This is a genomic window from Peterkaempfera griseoplana, assembly GCF_001418575.1.
In the GTDB taxonomy this organism is placed as follows: Bacteria; Actinomycetota; Actinomycetes; order Streptomycetales; family Streptomycetaceae; genus Peterkaempfera; species Peterkaempfera griseoplana.
The window spans coordinates 1-18,153 of record NZ_LIQR01000196.1 but is presented as its reverse complement, the minus strand read 5'-3'; the positions used below and the strand labels follow the sequence as shown (position 1 = coordinate 18,153).

Here is an 18,153-nt window from a genome sequence, read left to right as displayed (position 1 = left end):
CTCCGATCGACCTCGGCATCCGCCCGCCCCGCAACGCGCCTGGCCTTGGCCACAAGCCAGGCGCACATGTACCCGACCGCGATCTCCGCACCCGTCACCGCTACTCCCTCGCCCCCGCCGAAGCAACCAGTCCGAGCCTACCGCCGCGCCCATCCCGACGGCCCAGGGATCACAATTCACGGCAGCGCCTACCACCCGGGCCCGTGCGACTGCGCGCAGAGGCGGCTCGGCCACGCGTGCCGGTCACGGCCACGCGGCGGGCGCGGCCCTCCGGGCCCCCGTCCGCCGGAGCGACGGATGCCGTGGGTCGCAGTCGTCACCGCGCGGAACTGCCAAGTCGCCTCCGTACCGGGACCGGCCCGAGGATGTGGCGCAATGGACACTCCGTCCCTGCTTCGGGTTGCCCGTGGTCGCCGCACTGCGCGCGGTCGGCGGCCCGCTGCGGCCCGGGGAGTTCCACCCCCCTTCGCCTCCCCCGAGATCCGGGCTGTCGGCCACCGAGGTAGGGCACCCTGCCGCGTTCGCGGCTTCGGTACGCTTCGCCGGTGGACAGTGACAACTCCACGCCCCCTCCCGAGAGCGGGCGTCGACGAGCCGAGATCTCGGTCACCGAGATCGCCGTCCTCGCCGGGGTGTCGGTGCCCACGGTGTCCAAGGTGATCAACGGCCGGCCGGGGGTGTCCGCCGAGACGCGCGCGCGGATCGAGGAGCTGATCCGGGAGCACGGCTACCGCAGGGCCGAGAACCCCGGTTCCACACCGTCGGTGGAACTCGTGTTCCAGGCCCTGGACAGTCTGTGGGCGCTGGAGATCGTGCGGGGTGTCGAGGAGGTCGTCGGCCCGCGGGGCCTCGCGGTCGCGGTCACCCAGATGCAGGGGAGGCTCACCCCGGGGCGGTCGTGGACCCGGGACGTGCTGGCGCGACACCCGGTGGGGGTGATCGCGGTGTCCGCGAGGCTGACTGACGCGCAGTACGCGCAGTTGGCGAGCCGGGCGATTCCCGTGGTGGCACTGGACCCGACGGGCGAACCGTCGCACCAGGTGCCGTCGGTGGGGGCGATGAACTGGAACGGCGGGCTGCTCGCCGCCCGGCACCTGGCGGAACTGGGCCACCGCCGGGTGGCCGTGGTCCACGGCCCCGATGAGCTGTTCTGCTGCCGGGCCAGGCTGGACGGCTTCCGCGCGGGGATGGACGCCGCCGGGGCGTCGGTCGACGACCGGCTGGTCCGTCAGGCGCCGCTGTACGTGGAGGGCGGGCTGCGGGAAGGACGCCACCTGCTGGAGCGCCCCGACCCGCCCACGGCCGTGTTCGCGACCAACGACCTCCAGGCGCTGGGTGTGTGCGAGGCGGCCCGGCAGGCCGGATTGCGGGTTCCGGACGACCTGAGCGTGGTGGGCTTCGACGACCTGCTGTTCACCCAGTGGTCGGTGCCCGCACTGACGACGGTGCGCCAGCCGCTGTCGCAGATGGGCGCGATGGCGGCGGAGACCATGCTCGACCTGGCGGCGGGCCGCCGACCGGCTCAGGACCGTGTCGAGCTGCCGACCACCCTGGTCGTCCGGCAGAGCTCGGCACCGCCACGCCCGGACCACTGACGATCCAAGCGGTTCCGCGGGGGGAAGAAAGTTTTCTGCGCCATAGGCGCCTCCGCGTACGAGCCCCCCGAGGTGCGGTGCACCGCCCGGAGGGATGCCGGTGAGCGCCTCAGCAGCGGCTCTGCGCCCGTTCGAAGCGTCCGGCCTCCAAGCCCGCGGGCCCCGACCTCAGGCGTGCGCGCCGACAAGGTCAGGAAAGTTTTCTGTGGGCTGCCATGTGCCGGTATGCGCTCATGAGTGGCCAAAGCCCCCCGGCGCAACCGTTGTGTGCGACGAGATGGCTGTGCCACCATGACGTTGCTTCATGTGAGTGCACAACTGGAACGAAAAATTTCCTGGCATGGAAACCTGACCTGTCCAGTGGTGGAGCTCTGAGATCTCTGCTTGCCGTGCGGCAGAGGCTCTCCGTCCACGCGCCAGGTGACCCCCTTCCAGGACACGCTGCCCGCGCTCCGCCACTCGACAGCTCCGGCAGCGGTACCGACCCGTGTCCTCTTGGCGCACGGGACCACCTGACGAGCGCGACAGGCCTCGCGGACGGTGATGCACCCCCATCAACCACCCGCCCCGCCCGGCCCGTCCGCCCGGACATGACCGCGATCCAGCCGGATCGTGCCAGAGCACGGAGGGCGCATGCGACACCAATTCACGAGCGGGCTCTCCCGGGCGGTGGCCTTCTTCACCGTCGCGGGACTGTTCATGGGCGCGGCCTTGGCCATGCCCTCGTCGAGCGCGGCCGCGGACACCTCGACGAAGTACCTGGGGATCTTCCGCGAGACGAGCCCCACCGATGTCCCCTCGGGCACCGTCAGCCGCTACGGGGTGACCCCGGCCAGCGTCCAGTGGTTCGACAACTGGGCCAGCGGCAACGCCTTCGGCGTCGCCAACGCGCAGGCGCTGTGGAAGCAGGGCATCATGCCGGACTTCACCTGGGAGCCCTGGAACCCGGCTCTCGGTGTGAACGACACCGGGCAGATCCATCTTCAGGACATCATCGGCGGGAAGTGGGACAGCTACATCAAGGCTCGCGGCGCGGAGTTCGCCTCGGCCGGCGTCCCGATCATGGTCCGCTGGGGCCACGAGTTCAACGGCAACTGGTACCCCTGGGGCATCGTCAACAACAGCAGTGACCCCTCGCTCTACGTACGCGCCTACCGGCACGTGCACGACCTCGTCGCCGCTGCCGGCGCCACCAACGTGCAGTGGGTGTGGTGCTTCAACAACAGCTCCACCCCCTCCGCCGCCTACAACGACCCCGGCCAGTCCTACCCGGGCGACTCCTACGTCGACTGGGTCGCGATCGACGGCTACAACTGGGGACTGGCCCCGTCGTGGGACCCCAGCGGCAACTACTGGACGAGTTTCGACTCCGCCTTCTCCAACGCCTACGCACAGGCCCGGGCCATCGCCCCGCACCGGCCGGTGATGCTCGCCGAGGTCGGGTCCAGCGAGGACGGCGGAAACAAGGCGCAGTGGATCAACGACATGTCCACCACCCTCCAGTCCGGCCGTTACGCCGATCTGAAACTGATCAGCTACTTCGACCAGGACAAGGAGGAGCTGTGGTCGGGTACCTCTTCGCCGGCCACCCAGACGGCCTTCACCTCCTGGGTCAACCAGCCGTACATGAAGGGCAAGGGCACGGATCTGGCCGGGGTGGCCGGCCAGTACGAAGGCACCACGAGCCCCAGCCCGACGCCCACGCCCACAACCCCGCCCACGACCCCGCCCACGAGTGCCTGCTCGGCGACCTACCGGACCATCAGCTCCTGGCCCGGAGGGTTCCAGGGTGAGGTGACGGTGAGCGCCGGGGCCGCCGGAACCAGCGGGTGGACGGCACGCTGGCCCCTGACCTCCGGGCAGACGATCAGCCAGCTGTGGAACGGCACCCTGACCGTCGACGCGTCCACGGCGGTGGTGAAGAACCTCAGCTGGAACGGCACGCTCGGTGCCAACGGCTCCACGACATTCGGGTTCACCGCCACCGGATCACCCGCCACCCCCGCGGTCACCTGCGCCAGCCCGTGACCCCGTAGGCAACCGGCGGTCGGCTTCCGGCCGACCGCCGGTCACCGCCGTCGCCCAGCTGCCGGCCCGACGCAAACCCCTCTGGAGCTGCTCCGAGCCCCTCCCCCTCACCCGCGCCCGCCGCGGGTTCCGTCGGGGCCGGTCCGGCCCGCGTACTACCCCTCGACCAGGCCCGAGCGCCACGCCCACAGCGCGATCTCCACGCGGTTGCGTGCGGCAAGCTTGGTCTGGATGTTCCCCAGATGGGTCTTGACCGTGCCCAGGGAGACGAAGAGCGCGGCAGCGATCTCCGCGTTCGTCATGCCGTCGGCGACCAGCCGCACCACCTCGGTCTCGCGTGAGGAGAGGTCGGACGTGGCGGGGGGCGCGGTCCGCGGTGGCTGGATGCCCCGCAGCAGCCGGACCGTGATCGCCGGACTCACCAGGGCCTCACCGGAATGGGCCGCGCGCACCGCCTCGATGAGCAGCACCGGGCCCGAGTCCTTGAGGAGGAAGCCGCAGGCACCGCAGTTGAGCGCCTCGTAGACGTAGGCGTCGTCGTCGAAGGTGGTGACGACCACGACCTTGGAGGCGGCGCCGCTGCGGTTCAGTTCGCGCAGCGCCTGGAGCCCGTCCATCCGCGGCATGCGGATGTCCATGAGGACGACGTCCGGGTTCAGGAGACGGGCCATCTCCAGGGCCTGGACGCCGTCCTTCGCCTCGCCGACCACCTCGATGTCGTCCTCGGCACCGAGGATCAGGGAGAAACCGGTGCGGACCATGGCCTGGTCGTCCGCGAGCAGGACCCGGATGGTCATCGTGCGCCCTCCGTCGGGAATCGGGCCTGGACGGTCCAGCCGTCCGGGGTCCTCGGACCTGCGGTGAAGGAGCCGCCGAGCGCCAGGGCCCGGTCGCGCAGACCGGCCAGGCCGTAGCCGCCCGCCGCGACGTGGCCGACGCGGGCGCGGCCGTCGTTGGAGACCTCGACCGTCACCGAGTCGGGCCGGGTGTCGCGGTGCACCAGGATCTCCAGGGCCTGCACGCCCTCGGCGTGCCTGCGGACGTTGGTCAGGGCCTCCATCACCACCCGGTGCGCGGCCGACTGGACGTCGATGGGTACGTCGTCGAAGTCCCCGGAGATGTTCAGCCGCACCTTGACGTCGTCGCCGGAGGTGAAGTGGTCGGCGAGGGAGGCGATGTCGGCGATGGTGCCCATCGGTGTCAGCCGGGCCTGTGAGCCGGGTTCGTGCAGCAGGGCGACCATGCGCCGGATGGCGGTCATCGCCTCGTCCCCGGCCGCCTCGATGCGCTCCAGTGCGGGGAGCACCGCCTGCGGCTGTTTGGCTGCGACGCTCTGCGCGGCCTGCGCGAGCACCACGATGCCCGTGACGTGGTGGGCGACGTAGTCGTGGAGATCGGACGCGATGCTTGCGCGCTGCGCCAACTGCTCGGCGACCGCCTGGCGCCGGCGGCCGGTCTGGAGCATGCGTGCCCACAGACCCGTGGCGCCGGCGATGACACCGGCCAGCGCCAGGGCGAGGGAGACGACCGGGGCGATCCTGGTGGCGGACAGCTGCACGGGTCCCAGGACCAGGCTCCCCAGCAGCAGAGGGATCGCGACCGTGGCGCGGGTGGGCTCCGCCCGCCAGGCGGACAGACCGATGACCAGCAGGGTGACGGCGGTGGCGGTGACCCCGAACGGCAGGATCGCCACGGGAGTGGAGTCAGGACTCACCGTCGTCAGCAGCATGATCAGGCCCAGGACCAGTGCGCTGCTGCCGAGCGCCCGGCCGGACAGCCGCCATGTGATCACGGCGACGAGAGCCGCCAACGTGATGACGGACGGCCTGGCCAGGCCCAGGACCATGTCCACGATCCCCAGGCTCAGCAGGACCCCCAGGCCCGCCAGCGACATCACACTGTGCACCAGCCGCTCCAGCAAGCGGTTCGTGCTGTTGTTCACGTCTTCGTCGTCCCTGCTCTCGTTCCCTGCTCCGGCTCGCCGGGCGGGCGGCCCGCCGTCGGTGGTCCCCTCCAGTGTCACCGAAGCGCTCCGGATGCCCCTGAGGCACCTCTCACCCCGGCAACCGCCGCCCGGTGGCGCCCGGTCGCCGCCGGTGCCTCCCGCGCGGAGTCCTGCTCCGCGGACATGAGGTCCGTACCCGTGCCGAGGACGGCCACCTCGACGGCGGTCAACGCACACACCCGGGCCGAGCGCAGCAGCCGGTGCAGGGAGAAGGACACGGGAAGCCTCCGGTGGTGGTGGACGGGGGCCCGGCCGGGGCCGGGAGGGGCGGTGTTCGGCGGCGCGGTCATGCGAGGCTCGGCTCGACGACCGCGCCATGGGGGCGGACACGGGTACGGGAGTCCGGGCGCAGGGCGCCGCGCACGAGTTCGTGGAGCAGCGCGGGATAGCTCAGCCCCTGGTGCGCGAACATCTTCGGGACCTGCGACTGCGCGGTCATGCCCGGCATGGTGTTGACCTCGTTGAGGACGGGGCCGTCGGCGGTGAGGAAGAAGTCGCACCGGGCGACTCCGCGGCAGCCCAGTGCGGTGAACACCGCCAGGGAGGCGTCGACCAGTCGGTCGTGCTCGTCGGCGGACAGCGGTGCGGGTATCAGGAACCGGGCGCCGCCGTCGTACTTCTGCTCCGTGTCGAACAGGCGTCCGTCGTCCAGGACGATCTCCAGCGGCGGCCCCACCGTCAGGGTGCCGTCCGCCCGCCGCAGCACGGCGAGATCCACCTCACGCCCGACGACCAGTTCCTCGACCAGCACCCGGTCGTCGAGCCGGAGGGCCTCGGCGAGGGCCGGGGCCAGGTCCGAGGGCTGCTGGACGAGGGAGACGCCGTGGCTGGACCCGGCGGCGACGGGCTTCACGACGACCGGGCCGTCGAAGGTCACCCGGTCCGCGTCCTCCGCCGTCACCAGGACGCCCGGCGCCACGGCGACGCCGACCGCCTCGGCCACCAGCTTGGTCGCCCACTTGTCCATAGCCAGCGCGCCGCCGCGCACCCCCGCGCCGACATACGGCACGTCCGCCAGCTCCAGCAGCGCGGCCAGCGTGCCGTCCTCGCCGCACGGGCCGTGGACCGCGGGGAAGGCCACGTCGCAACCGGCCAGCAGCATCAGGGCGACGGACAGGCTCTCCGCGGCTGTGCCCGCGAGCGGCTGCCCGTCGCCGTCCTGCCACCGTCCGTCGCGGCCTATGATGAGGGCGAGGACGTCGTGGACGGCGGGGTCGAGCGCGAAACGCACGGACGCGGCGGACGCCAGGGAGACCTCGTGCTCGCAGTTGCGGCCGCCGCCGATCACCGCGACGCGGATGCGGCCGCCCAGCGACGGTACGGTGCCGGTCATGCGGCCACCGCCTGGCGGCGCACGCTGCGGCGCAGGCGTGCGCCCAGACCGGTCATGATCTCGTGCTCCAGGGTTCCGGACCACCGGGCCCACTCCCTGACCGTGGGCTCGCCCCGATCACCCGGCCCGAAGACGGTGGCGGTCTCACCGGGCACCGCCGGCCGGTCACCCGTGTCGACGATGACCTGGTCCATGGAGATCCGGCCCGCGATGCGGCACCGGCGGCCACCGAGGAGAACCTCCGCCCGGGCGGACGCGCTGCGGGGAAGACCGTCCGCGTACCCCACCGGCAGCAGCGCCAGATGGGTGCGCCGCTCCGCGCTCCAGCTGTGTCCGTATCCGGCTCCGGCGCCGGCCGGCACCGCGCGTACCGCCACCACGGGTGCGGTCAGCGTGAGGGCGGGGCGCAGCCGGGTCGTCCCGGTCGGGTCGATGCCGAAGAGACCGGCGCCGACGCGGGCGAGGTCGAACCGGGTCCGCGAGTCGGTGAGGGTCGCCGACGTCGCCGCCAGATGCCGCCGCCGGGGACGCAGCCCGGCCTCCGCCGCAGTGGACACCGCCGTCCTGAACAGGTCGAGTGCGCGGTCGGTGCACGGGTCACCGGGGGTCTCCGCGCAGCCGAGGTGGCTCATCACCCCCACGACCTCGGCCAGACCGTCCGCTTCCGCCTGGCGTGCCCGCCGGCACAGCTCCGGCCACGCCTCGGGCTCGGCGCCGTCGCGGCCCATCCCGGTGTCCAGCTGTAGATGGATCCGCGCCGTGCGACGCGTCCGGGATGCGGCGCGTACGACGGACGTCAGGTGGGCGCACCCGGGAACGGCCAGGGAGACATGGGCGCGCAGCGCCTCCTCGAACGCGCCGTCCACCGGGTTGAGCCAGCTCAGGATCGGCACCCGGAAACCGGCGGCCCGCAGGACCAGGGCCTCCTCCACCGACGTGACGCCGAGCGAGGTCGCGCCCGCGCCGAGGGCGGCCGCGGCGGCCTCGGCGGCGCCGTGGCCGAAACCGTCGGCCTTGACCACCGCCATCAGGCGGGTGGCCCGCGCGGCGAGGAATCGTGTGTTGGCGGCGATCGCCGACGGGTCGAGCGTCAGCTCCGCGCCGTCCCCGCGGCCGGTCCGCCGCGGCGGCTCGGCGACGCGGACGCCGGGAGCGATCGGTGCTGCGCAGTACATGCGGCGCCTTTCCTGGGGTCGCACGACCGGGCCTGTGCCCAGTGGGCAACGAGGACCGCCGGCCGTTCGGGGGACCGAGTCCGCGAGAGGGAGCTCATGACCAGCAGGCTATGAAGACCGTGCACGCCCCGGCTTCGGGCAGAAGTCGGACCTGTGGGGCGGCACTACGACTTTCGGCTGACGGCCGACGGGCGGCCTGGCATGTGCTCCGGCGGACCGCAGACCGCCGCTGAGGCGGTTGCCCGCCGCAGGCGTCGCAGCGTACGAGTCGGCTCAGTGGGATCCGATCGGGCGGAGTGATTCGGTACGGCGGGCGCCAGGGGCTGGCCCCCGGCGTGGCAAGTCTTTTCGGCTCAGTCCGCGGCCACGATCGCTCGTGACTGCGCGAGGCTGATACTCGCCCGGAAGATCTTGATCACGACCGTTGGGAATCCTTGGCCGGCGTGCTCAGCCGGACGACGGCGGAAGGCGGGTTCAGCGTTGCGCCGGTGGTCGGCGTGAACCCGTCGCCGGCCGTATGGAACGAGGCGGCCGCTTGTTACCCTCTCCGATCATGCGAGCCCTCTTCCCAGGATCCTTCGACCCGGTCACCCAAGGGCACCAGGACGTACTCCGGCGCGCTGCCCTCCTCTTCGACGAGGTCGTCGTCTGTGTGATGTCCAACGCGAAGAAGACCGGCCGTTTCACCGTCACGGAGCGGCTGGACCGGCTCCGCGCGGCAGCGGCTGACCTGAGCAACGTCACGGTCGACTCCCACACCGGTGGCCTGCTGATCGACTACTGCCGCCGAGGCGGAATCGACGTCGTCATCCGCGGAGTCCGCGGCGCTTCCGACCTGGACTACGAAATGCCGATGGCCCGTATGAACCACGAACTGGCCGGAATCGAAACGTTCTTCATGGCTGCAGACCCCGCCCTGGCTCACATCTCCTCCACTCTGGTCACCACGATGAGTCAACAGGAGCAGGTCCGCGAAGGATGATCTGATCGGGCTGCTTCCATCAGGTGGGGGCGGCAACCAGGGTTGCCCGTCGAACCCGGCTGAGAAGCCGTCTCGACCGCTCTGCGAACGCCCGGGATGACAGGTCCGGGATGCGGGGATCGGAGGCTGGCAGACTTCTGGGGTGTTTCCCCAGCGGCCTTTCACCCTGGCCGGCCCGCGCGTCCGTCTGGAACCGCTGTCCCCTGAGCATGCCGAGGGGTTGTGGGCCGTGGCAGACGACGAGGTCTTCGCCAGGTTGCCCTACGACCGTCCGCCGACCGTCCCGGCCATGCGTGAGTGGATCTGCGCGGCTTCGAGCCGTCAGGCGGTGCGGCTGCCGTTCGCGGTGCTGGTCGGCCAGGAGGTAGCCGGCACCACGTCGTACTGGTACCCGGACGAAGTGCGTCGGCAGGTGGAGATCGGGTCGACCTGGCTGGGGCGGGCGTGGTGGGGCACGGGCGTCAACCGGGCGGCCAAGCGGCTTCTGCTGGAGCATGCCTTCACCGAGCTGGGCTGCGAGAAGGTGGTGTTCCGCACGGACCCGGAGAACACTCGCTCCCAGCAGGCACTTCACCGCCTGGGGGCAGTCCGGCACGGGCTGGTGCGCCGTGACTGGCCGCGCGGGGACGGTACCTGGCGCGACAGCGTGTACTACTCGATTCTGCGCAGCGAGTGGACTGCCCACTGACACCGGGACGGACTGCTGCAGCCCGCTGCGGAGCAGCCGGGCAAGGTGTCGGTAGCAGATCAGGGCGCAAGCGACAGCGGCGCAGGCCAGGAAGTGCTCGACCTTGCGTTCACAGACTCTGTTCCGAAAGTTGATCAAGGTCGTCGATGATCAAGCGTCGTGGTGCGTGGGACCTGAGGAACGGCCAGCGGAACCGGCTCGGGCCGCTGTTGCCCGTGGCAAGAAGTCGGGGCGGCCGCCCAACGTGGAGGCGTTCCGCAGCTGATGGACGATCATGTGGCGGGTCACCCACTACGCGGCCCCGCCAAGTGATCACGATCTACAGCCGCCGGGGTGGGCCTACGGCGTCGACAGGGCAGTTCGCTCGGCCTGCTGCAGCCAGTCGCTGTACCAGCGGGCGAAGGTCACCGGCTTCCCGTCGTCATTGAGGAGCGGCACGAGGTCGACGTCGTCCGCCCGGTCGTCGGACCAGATCGTGCCGCGGTGGCTGCCACTGATGATCAGCCACTCCCGTCGGGCACAGCCCAGATGACAGATCACTATCGCACCGGCAGTGCGTTCGGGAGCGAACATGACGGCATCCCACCGTTCGTCCCACGCCTCCATGGCGTCGTCGAAGTCCTCGACATCGTCGAAATCCTCTTCCTCGGGACGTTGGGCACGGAGGTCGTCGACCAGCTTCGGGTCCGGGCCCTGGTCGGGAAACGGCTCGGCAAGCCTCGACAGGTCGGCCAGGCCCGCGCCGTCGCCTTCCCAACGCCAACGGCCCTGCACGCGCCGAACCGGGAACAGGCCGTACGCCGGGCCGGCGCCGCCCGCGCCGACGTGGAGAAGGAAGGCCCGGTACTCCTCCGGCAGTCGCACGCCTGTCTGAGCCTCGAGTTCAGCAAGCTCGCCCCGGGTGAGCGGCGCCTCCAAGGCCCACTTGTGCCCCTTTGCCCCGAAAACCTCGCCACCCCCAGGCCCTGCACCCACCGCCTCGACCCGCTGACGTACCCCCGCCCACCACTGATCAGTCATGCCCAGACCGTACGTGCAGCCACCGACACCTGGGTTGCGGGGCCCACTGTCGTCATCCCGGCAGGCTCAGGCGATCCGACAGTGGTGGTCCGCAGCAGGGAGAAACGGTTCACACACCACGACTGCGGCATGGTCGAGTTCGTCGCACGGATGCTCGAGCCCCCCGAAGAGTCACTTAACGACCTGTCGGTTGCCGCTGAGTGCCGTGAAAGGCCTGGGGATGATCTCGGCTCAGGCGGGAAGCTCTCTTGGTGTGGTGGTGATCACTGCCTGCTACGGAGACAGCTCGACCTCGACAGCCCGGCCCCGGCCCGTCACCGGTAGTCCTCCGGATGCGACTGCATCCATGTGTTGATCCTGTCCCGGGTGCCTGTCAGGAGGCTCTGCTGCTTCTTCAGGCTCGGGAAGGAGATGTCTCCGCCGAGGGTGGTCCGCATCTGTGCGATCCAGGCGAGCGGTTTGGCGAAGTGGCTCTTGCCCTTGGGGCTCGCCTTCATGGCGTTGTCAAGATCGTCCAGGTTCTGCAGCAGCCGGTCAAGGAAGTACTCGCAGTTCCCAGGCGTGCCGCAGTTGTCGTTGTAGGTCGCTTGGAGGACCGCGAAAGCGTCCCGCACCTCCATCGGACCTGCACCCGGCGCCGCGTCCGTCGACGGGTAGACGACCGACGCCGAGGCACTGGGCTGTGCCGGAACCGTGCCGGCTGCCGTGGGAGACGCAGTGACACTCACCGTGGGGCCAGACGCAGCGGAGACACCACCCGGCGCGCTCGAACAGGCGGCCAGCACTGGTGCGATCAGCAACACCACGGTCGCGCAGCACAAGGAAGAGCGGCTGAGCATGCGGACTGTCCCCGTTCGTAGCCGTCGTATCTGGAACCATCTATCTACCGGTTGCATCCGTCATCCGTCCACCCGGCCGCCTGGCCGCCTGGCCGCCCGCCGACGATGTATCAGCGCTCCAGCAGCTCATCGGGTCGTCGGCAGGACTGCCGTCGGCGACAGCGACCCAGCTGACGAAGCAGCGGCAAAGCGATCACGCTGCCGCGTAGCCGTAGGCGTCCGCGTCGAGCATCACCATGTCCTGGCCGTCGATGTCCAAGCCTCGGAGGCCGGGCGGGAACGGCATGGCCATGTGCTTGGCCGCCATCTGCGAGAGTGCATCCAATTTCTCTTCGAACATGTCTGCGATCCTGCCCGGGGCGCACCGGCGTGGAGGTACGGCTCCCCGACTCGGTCAACCTACGCGGTCACAGCACCAGCTGCGGTGGCGCCAGCCGCAGGCCACGAGTGCCGAGCGGGGCCCGGCGCCCGTCGGTTCAGGACTGCGGGCGAGGGAGTGCGGACGCCTGCTGCCGGGCCGGCGAGCCAGCCCGGCAGCAGGTGGGACGTACACGGGCGTCCCGGCTCGGACGCGGCCGGAACGCAGCAGAGTGATCAGGACGTGCAGGTCCCGCTCGAACCTGTGAGGGACTCCCCCCAGTGGATATCCGCGGACGCGTGCGACGTCACCGTTGCGTACCTGGTCGCCGGGGTGAGTCCGGTACGTTCTAGCCTGCTGCCGGCCATGGGGTGAGCGTTCTGCGGAACGAGGCGGCAGCTCCCATGAACCGACCAGTGGTTGTCCTTGTCGAGCTTGGCGCTCCTGGTGTCGCGGGCCCGCTTGAGTGATGTCGTCGGACTGCCCGTCAGATTCGGACGGGAAGTGTCTCCGGCGAGCGCGAGAGCCGCTCCGAGGGCTCCCGCGGCCCCAGCCGCAACAGCCACAAAACTCACCCTGGCGCACTTCATCTTGCCCCTCCCTGGCCCCTGGTCGGGCACCGGACCCCGGCGTGTCGGGGGTTCCCGGGGACCTGGGCTGCGGTGTCGACGGTCTGATGCAGACGGGCGCCTAGTGACGCCCGCTGGGTTGATGCGACGACCGCCCGGAAAGGTTGCATCCGTTTTCATCCGCCACCGTGCTCCCACCGCTGTCCCGGGTGAACTGACGGCATGGCGCCCGCCCGCTGCGGCGCTTGCTCGTTCGGCTGGGCGACTTGGGTGAGGCGCAGGATGAACCCGAACCTGCTCAACGCAGCCGATGCACGGAAGCATGCATGGCGTCGCCGGGGTGGCCGGAGTGGTGTGGCCGCGTAAGGGCCCCGGCAAGGGGTGTTGCCGGGGTGGGTGCGGAACGCGTGCCCGCTCCCGGGGGGTTACAGCTGGACGCCGGTGCCGGGCTCGAGGCAGGTGATCGGGATGCCGGTCAGGCCGTTCTCGCCGAGGAGGTCGGCGGTGGAGCGCCGGCCGAGGTCGCTGAGCATGAGCTCGTGAATCTGGATGACACGCTCCGGCTTGACGGCGCGGACGAAGTCGGCGGCTTCGCCGAGCTTGGTCCACGGTCCGCTGGTGGGCAGGAGGAGGGTGCGCACGGGGACGTCGGGCGCGAAGTACGCGTCCCCGGGGTGGTAGAGGGCTCCGTCGTCGAAGAGGTAGCCGACGTTGTCGGGGCACGGGATGTCGGGGTGGATCAGCGCGTGGCGGTGGCCGTGGACGGTGGCGGTGATGGAGCCGACGGTGATGGTGTCCCCAGCGGCAACACCGTGGACGCGGCCGTTCCGGCCGCCCAGGGCGGCCGCGACGGCGGGTGTGCCGTAGACCTGGAGCTCCGGCTGGGTTTCGAGGGCGGCGGCGACGAGTTTCTCGTCGAAGTGATCGAAGTGCTCGTGAGTGATCAGGATGGCGTGCGCCCCGGTGACGGCCTGTGCGGCGCCAGGGGTGAGGGTCCCGGGGTCGATGACCAGACGGGTGTCGTCCTTCTCCAGCGTGACGCAGGCGTGGACGTGCTTGGTGAGTTTCATGGCGAACCCTTCAGGCAGAGCCGGGCGTCTGTTTACAACCAGACTGTACACCTGGGTTGTAGATATTGAGGTGAGCGCGGGTCGGTCGCGGCCTGGCCTGGGCGGTGGGATCTGCCGCCGGACCTCGGGAACTGTGAACCCAAGGTGTACAGCCTGGTTGGAAACTGCAGGTAGGGTCTGCACCATGGACGGCAACCACATGGCCGAGGAACTCCGACGGACCGTTGGAGAACTCGTACGCACCGTGCGCGCGGCCGACACGATGCCCCCCGCCGAGGCCGCCGTCCTCGGCTACCTGGACCGAAGCGGTCCGCTGACCACCGCCGACATCGCACAGCAGCGGGGGGTCAGCCATCAGTCGATCGCCAAGGCGGTCAAGGAACTCCTCGGTCAGGGGCTTGTGCGTGCCGAGGCCCACCCCAGTGACGGGCGCAAGCTGCTGCTCCACCTCACCCCGGCGGGAGGCGACCGGTTGGCCGAGGAACGCCGAAGGCGTGCGGGCTGGCTCGGCTCCGCGATCGACGATGCCCTCAGCTCCGAGGAGCAGGAGACGCTCGCAGCGGCGCTACCCCTGCTGTCACGCCTGACCGCACACCTGAAGGCCAAGTAGGCGGAGCCGTTCCAGTCCCACCTGCGATTGAGCTCTCCTTCGCCTGACGAACCGCCACGAGGGCCGGCCAGCGCAGCGGGTCCCTTGCCCGGAGCCCTCGTCCTGGCTCGTCTGCCACTGCCCAGCGTTCCCAAGGTCCGTCGCGGCGGTACGCCCACCCGCCGGCCCGGTTCGTCCGGCTCAGGGCTCCGGATCTTGTCGCGCAGACGCGGTACGCCTGTCACGGAACGGTGAAACTCCGCCGACAGGATAGGGGTGATCGCAAACGCACCACTCAACAGTCCGCACCACGGGGGGAACTCCACCATGCTGTCCAGCCGCCGACGCTCCACTGTCCCGGCCGTCGTCACCGTCGCCGCGTCCGCCCTGCTGCTGACCGCCTGCGGGTCGTCGACCGACTCGGCGTCCTCCGCCCCGTCATCGTCGGCATCCGTCCCGGCATCTGCCCCGGCGCCCTCCTCCGCCCCCTCCTCCGGCTCCTCGGACAGTACGAGCGGCAGTGGGTCGACCTCCGGGGGCACCGGCACCGGAAGCGGGACCGACACCGTGGCCAAGGACCAGGGCAACGCGAACAGCGCGTCGCCGAACACCAAGCCCTCCTCCGCCCCGGCGGGCTCGGCCCGGTGCCACACGAACGATCTGGCGATCTCCTTCGAGACAGGAGGGGACGCGGCGCCCGACGTGACGTCGGACCAGCAGCAGTCCACGGGGATCGCGGTGCGCAACAAGAGCGGGCGCACCTGCTCCGTCGGAGGGTTCCCCGGAGTCGACCTCACCGGCGGAAGCGTCACCTGGTCGCTGACCAGGAAGTCGGCGAGCTACCAGGCCATCACGCTCAACCCCGGGGACACGACCGACTTCTCAATCACCTTCCTGCCGCAGCCCAACGGAAAGTGGACCCCGAAGACGGTGACCGTGACCCCGCCGAACGAGACCACCAGCGCGACGCTGACCTGGCCGTGGGGCCCGGTGCTGCTGCAGGACGGAGCCACGCACCCGGGCACGTACGTCGGCCCGATCGGCTGACGGCCGGCCGGCCCGTTCAGCAGGGCGGTGCCCCGTCGTCGGGGCACCGCCCTCGCCGTGCTGCGCGCACCCGTCCGCCGGGCCCATGGGTCCGCCTGCCCCCGGGCGGCACCGTGGCGCACCGGCAGGAACGGCGATGGCGGCGGCCCCCGGATCTCCGGGGGCCGCCGCCATCTGACCGTCGGGGCGCATGGCGCCCGGCCGCGTCAGAACAGGGCGCCGAAGTCGCCCTCCATCTCCGAGCCGGACTCCGAGTCGGAGTCCTCCGCCTCCTGCTGCTCGCGGGCGGCCGCCTCAGCTGCCGCGCGCTGCGCGGCACGCTCCCTCTCCTGCTGCCGAGCCTCCAGCTCCGCCCGCTGCTGGGCCTCGCGGCGGGCTCGGGCCTCCTCCCTGGCCTTCGCCTCCTCGGCCTGCCGCGCCCTCCTCTGCTCGGCCTCGACCTGCTGCTTGCGGCGGTCGAGCGCCTCGTTCGCGGAGGACTCCACGCTCGTACTGCTGCGGACGTACGGATCGTCCATGTAGCGCAGGCTCATCAGGACCTGGTCCTGCCGCCAGTCCCGGCCCCGGGCGGTGATCTCGGAGGTGTAGGCCTGGTACTCCGATCCCTCGGTCCGGAAGCCCCTGATCACCTGCGCGATCGTGGCCACGTGTTCCGGCCGCGGGGCGTTGGACAGCCCGCCCAGCTGGCTCTTCACCTCCTGGGTGTAGAACGCGGCGGCCTTGTCGATCTCGCGGCCGAGGGCCTCGAACCGTCCCCTGACCTCGGCGGCGGGCCCGAGATCGACCTCCGGCAGCACCTCCTTGGTCTCCCAGCTGGACGGGTGCATGAACGAGCGGAGCTCCGCCGCCCGCTGCTCGTCCAGGCCCTCGCTGAGGATGGCGAAGGCCTTCTCCCGGGCCGCCTCCCTCTCCTCCGCCGACGGTTCCCTGGTGCGGTCCTCGTTGTGCACCAGGGCCTTCGCGAACTCCTCCAGCCGGTCGACGGGAAGCCGGACCGCCTCGGTGCCAGGCTTGGCGGAGACGAGTTCGCTCCAGCTCCTCACCTGGGCCTGGCCCCACTTGACGCTGCCCAGCTGCCGGTAGGGCTCGGACTCGGCCGCCGCCTCGGACCAGGGGGTGGTGCCCTCGTACAGCGCCAGGGTCGCCTTCTGGAGCTCGGCGTCGACATGCAGGACCTCGGAGGACCGCTCCAGCACGGAGGCGTCCTCCCGGGCCTTCGCCGCCGCCTCGCGAAGGGCCCGGGCGGCGGCCGGGTCCGGGTGCCCGTCGGCGACCCCGTTCACCCGGTCGGCGGCCTCCCGCAGCTCCCGCGCCGCGTCCCGGAAGTCCTCGGCGGAGGGCTGCGGCTTCTTCCAGGTCGCCTCGTCCCACTTCTCACGTGCCCGGTCGAGATCGGGCAGCGCGTCGGCGTGCTCCGGACCCAGTGCGGTCCTCACACGCTCGTGCAGCATGTCGACGGCGGCCGCCTGATGGACCTTCGGGTAGGGAGTGGTGTTGGTGGCCGGCGACAGATAGGGCCGGCCGGTCAGCTGGCTGGCGTTGGTGGTGTTGGCCCCCTCCTGGACCGCCGGCAGGTCACCGAGCTGGAACAGCTTCTCGAAGTCGCCCTGGCCGGTGGGGCCGGTGCGCAGGATGAGCACGTCGCCGTCCTTCAGCCCCGACAGGAGCTCCGGCACGTCCTCGACCTGGTCCAGGTGGGCCCGCTTCAGCCACTCCTCCTGGTGCTGCGGCGCGTAGTCGACCTCCTTGCCGCCGATCTCCAGCACCACCGCGGGCCGCCCGTAGGTCCTGGTCCCGTCGACATCCCGGGCACCGGACTCCCGTACGGCCGAGGCGAAGTACTCCGGCGCGGTCGCCCGCAGGTTCTCGTTCAGACGGACCAGACCGTAGACCGGCATCACGTCGACCTGCCCGGAGAACACCGAGTCGGCGATCGCCTGGAGCTTGGGGTCGTCCGGGAAGGCGGCCTTCTCCGGAGCCGGGATGTCGAACTGGTACAGGCCGTCCTTCTTGCTGACGCCTCCGTCCAGATGCCATGCCTGGTACTGCCCGTCCTGTCCGGGCACCCGCTCGTACACCGCCCGGGGCTTGCTCCAGGCGTACGGGGTGAGCACCAGTGCCTTGCTCCCGCCGGTGTACGACAGCAGCGCCTCGGCGGACTCGTGGCTCACCTCCAGGTTGTCGCTCGCCGCCACCAGGGTCAGCCCCTCCCCCAGGTCCGGACGCACCGGCTGGTCGTACCGGCGCTCCTCCAGGTCCTCGGGGACGTAGTGCGGCTTCTCGACCTTCAGCTCCTCCGTGTCGAGCAGCCGGTCCAGACGGCCCCGCACACTCTCCGGGGCGACGATCCGGACCCTGCCCGAGTAACCGAGCTCACGCAGGGAGCGGACCAGGGTGACAGCCGCCGCCTGGTGGCCCGATCCCGGGCCCGACTCCACCACGACGGTGACGGACGGGTGCTCCTGCAGCTTCGCGTGGACCGCCTGCCGGGTCTCGACCTCCTCCGGGGACGGCGCGGTGCCCCCGCGCCGCTTCCCGATCAGGTCGACCAGCTGCGGCTGAAGCTTGGGCTTCTCCCGCGCGAGGCCCCAGAGCGCGTGCTCGGGGATCTCCTTGTGCAGCTCGTCCAGGGTCTTCAGGCCCACGTCGGAGCCGTTCCTGGTCACCCAGTCCCTGAGAGCCTCCACGTTTCCGCTGCGGGCGTCACGGACCAGCTGCGTCAGTTCCCCGGGGTGCCGGTGCTGCGAGCCCGACAGCTGCTGCGCGCGCACCTCCGGCGTCTCCAGAACGGGACGGTCCTTGCTCCAGCCCCCGCGCGGGGCCGGGGAGCCGGGGACGTCGGAGCGGGGCGGCGC

General features: G+C 71.0%; 15 protein-coding genes. 6 read left to right on the top strand and 9 right to left on the bottom strand.

What is annotated here, in order from left to right; genetic code table 11:
- Positions 1–545: 545 nt before the first annotated feature.
- Together AOK09_RS15700 and AOK09_RS15695 are read left to right on the top strand one after the other, a co-directional pair.
- Complete coding sequence (locus tag AOK09_RS15700; protein WP_055587815.1) at positions 546–1,595, top strand: LacI family DNA-binding transcriptional regulator; 1,050 nt, start codon at positions 546–548, stop codon at positions 1,593–1,595.
- A gap of 633 nt (positions 1,596–2,228) precedes the next feature.
- Positions 2,229–3,623, top strand: coding sequence for a cellulose binding domain-containing protein (locus tag AOK09_RS15695; protein WP_055587814.1), 1,395 nt, complete (start codon positions 2,229–2,231; stop codon positions 3,621–3,623).
- A gap of 155 nt (positions 3,624–3,778) precedes the next feature.
- On the opposite strand, the gene AOK09_RS15690 is transcribed toward AOK09_RS15695, so the two are convergent.
- From AOK09_RS15690 to alr, 4 genes are all read right to left on the bottom strand, one after another.
- Positions 3,779–4,420, bottom strand: coding sequence for a response regulator (locus AOK09_RS15690; RefSeq protein ID WP_055587813.1), 642 nt, complete (start codon positions 4,418–4,420; stop codon positions 3,779–3,781).
- Positions 4,417–5,565 carry a sensor histidine kinase gene (locus AOK09_RS15685; protein WP_157875913.1) on the bottom strand — a complete coding sequence of 383 codons (1,149 nt, stop codon included), beginning with the start codon at positions 5,563–5,565 and terminating at the stop codon, positions 4,417–4,419. Before AOK09_RS15685 ends, AOK09_RS15690 begins: the two co-directional genes overlap by 4 nt.
- Positions 5,566–5,914: 349 nt before the next feature.
- Positions 5,915–6,961, bottom strand: a complete 1,047-nt coding sequence (locus AOK09_RS15675; protein WP_055587810.1) for a D-alanine--D-alanine ligase family protein — start codon at positions 6,959–6,961, stop codon at positions 5,915–5,917.
- Positions 6,958–8,136, bottom strand: coding sequence for an alanine racemase (gene alr / locus AOK09_RS15670; protein WP_055587809.1), 1,179 nt, complete (start codon positions 8,134–8,136; stop codon positions 6,958–6,960). The genes AOK09_RS15675 and alr overlap by 4 nt, the downstream gene beginning before the upstream one ends.
- Positions 8,137–8,689: 553 nt before the next feature.
- On the opposite strand from alr, the gene coaD reads away from it, so the two are divergent.
- The gene (gene coaD, locus AOK09_RS15665) at positions 8,690–9,118 is read left to right on the top strand and encodes a pantetheine-phosphate adenylyltransferase (protein WP_055587808.1); all 429 of its coding nucleotides are present in this window, start codon (positions 8,690–8,692) and stop codon (positions 9,116–9,118) included.
- Positions 9,119–9,260: 142 nt separating this feature from the next.
- Positions 9,261–9,806 (top strand): GNAT family N-acetyltransferase, encoded by a 546-nt coding sequence (locus AOK09_RS15660; RefSeq protein WP_079063094.1) that lies wholly within the window; start codon positions 9,261–9,263, stop codon positions 9,804–9,806.
- Between the two features lie 339 nt (positions 9,807–10,145).
- Here the strand turns inward: AOK09_RS15660 and AOK09_RS15655 are convergent, their stop codons facing one another.
- From AOK09_RS15655 to AOK09_RS15640, 4 genes are all read right to left on the bottom strand, one after another.
- Entirely contained in the window at positions 10,146–10,826 is a 681-nt protein-coding gene (locus tag AOK09_RS15655; protein WP_055587806.1) for an SMI1/KNR4 family protein, read from the bottom strand.
- Between the two features lie 314 nt (positions 10,827–11,140).
- Positions 11,141–11,446, bottom strand: a complete 306-nt coding sequence (locus tag AOK09_RS37805; protein ID WP_055587805.1) for a hypothetical protein — start codon at positions 11,444–11,446, stop codon at positions 11,141–11,143.
- Between the two features lie 412 nt (positions 11,447–11,858).
- A complete protein-coding gene (locus tag AOK09_RS40160) occupies positions 11,859–12,005 on the bottom strand; it encodes a hypothetical protein (RefSeq protein ID WP_157875912.1) in 147 nt (48 codons plus the stop codon).
- Positions 12,006–13,017: 1,012 nt separating this feature from the next.
- Complete coding sequence (locus AOK09_RS15640; protein ID WP_055587803.1) at positions 13,018–13,662, bottom strand: MBL fold metallo-hydrolase; 645 nt, start codon at positions 13,660–13,662, stop codon at positions 13,018–13,020.
- A 184-nt stretch (positions 13,663–13,846) separates the two neighbouring features.
- Here AOK09_RS15640 and AOK09_RS15635 point away from each other — a divergent pair, with 184 nt between their 5' ends.
- Positions 13,847–14,272: a MarR family winged helix-turn-helix transcriptional regulator gene (locus tag AOK09_RS15635; RefSeq protein ID WP_055587802.1), complete on the top strand. Its 426-nt coding sequence runs from the start codon at positions 13,847–13,849 to the stop codon at positions 14,270–14,272.
- Positions 14,273–14,578: 306 nt separating this feature from the next.
- Positions 14,579–15,298 (top strand): DUF4232 domain-containing protein, encoded by a 720-nt coding sequence (locus AOK09_RS15630; RefSeq protein ID WP_055587801.1) that lies wholly within the window; start codon positions 14,579–14,581, stop codon positions 15,296–15,298.
- Positions 15,299–15,504: 206 nt separating this feature from the next.
- Here AOK09_RS15630 and AOK09_RS15625 read toward each other — a convergent pair.
- On the bottom strand, positions 15,505–18,153 hold a 2,649-nt coding region (locus tag AOK09_RS15625; protein ID WP_217698433.1), incomplete at its 5' end, for a hypothetical protein.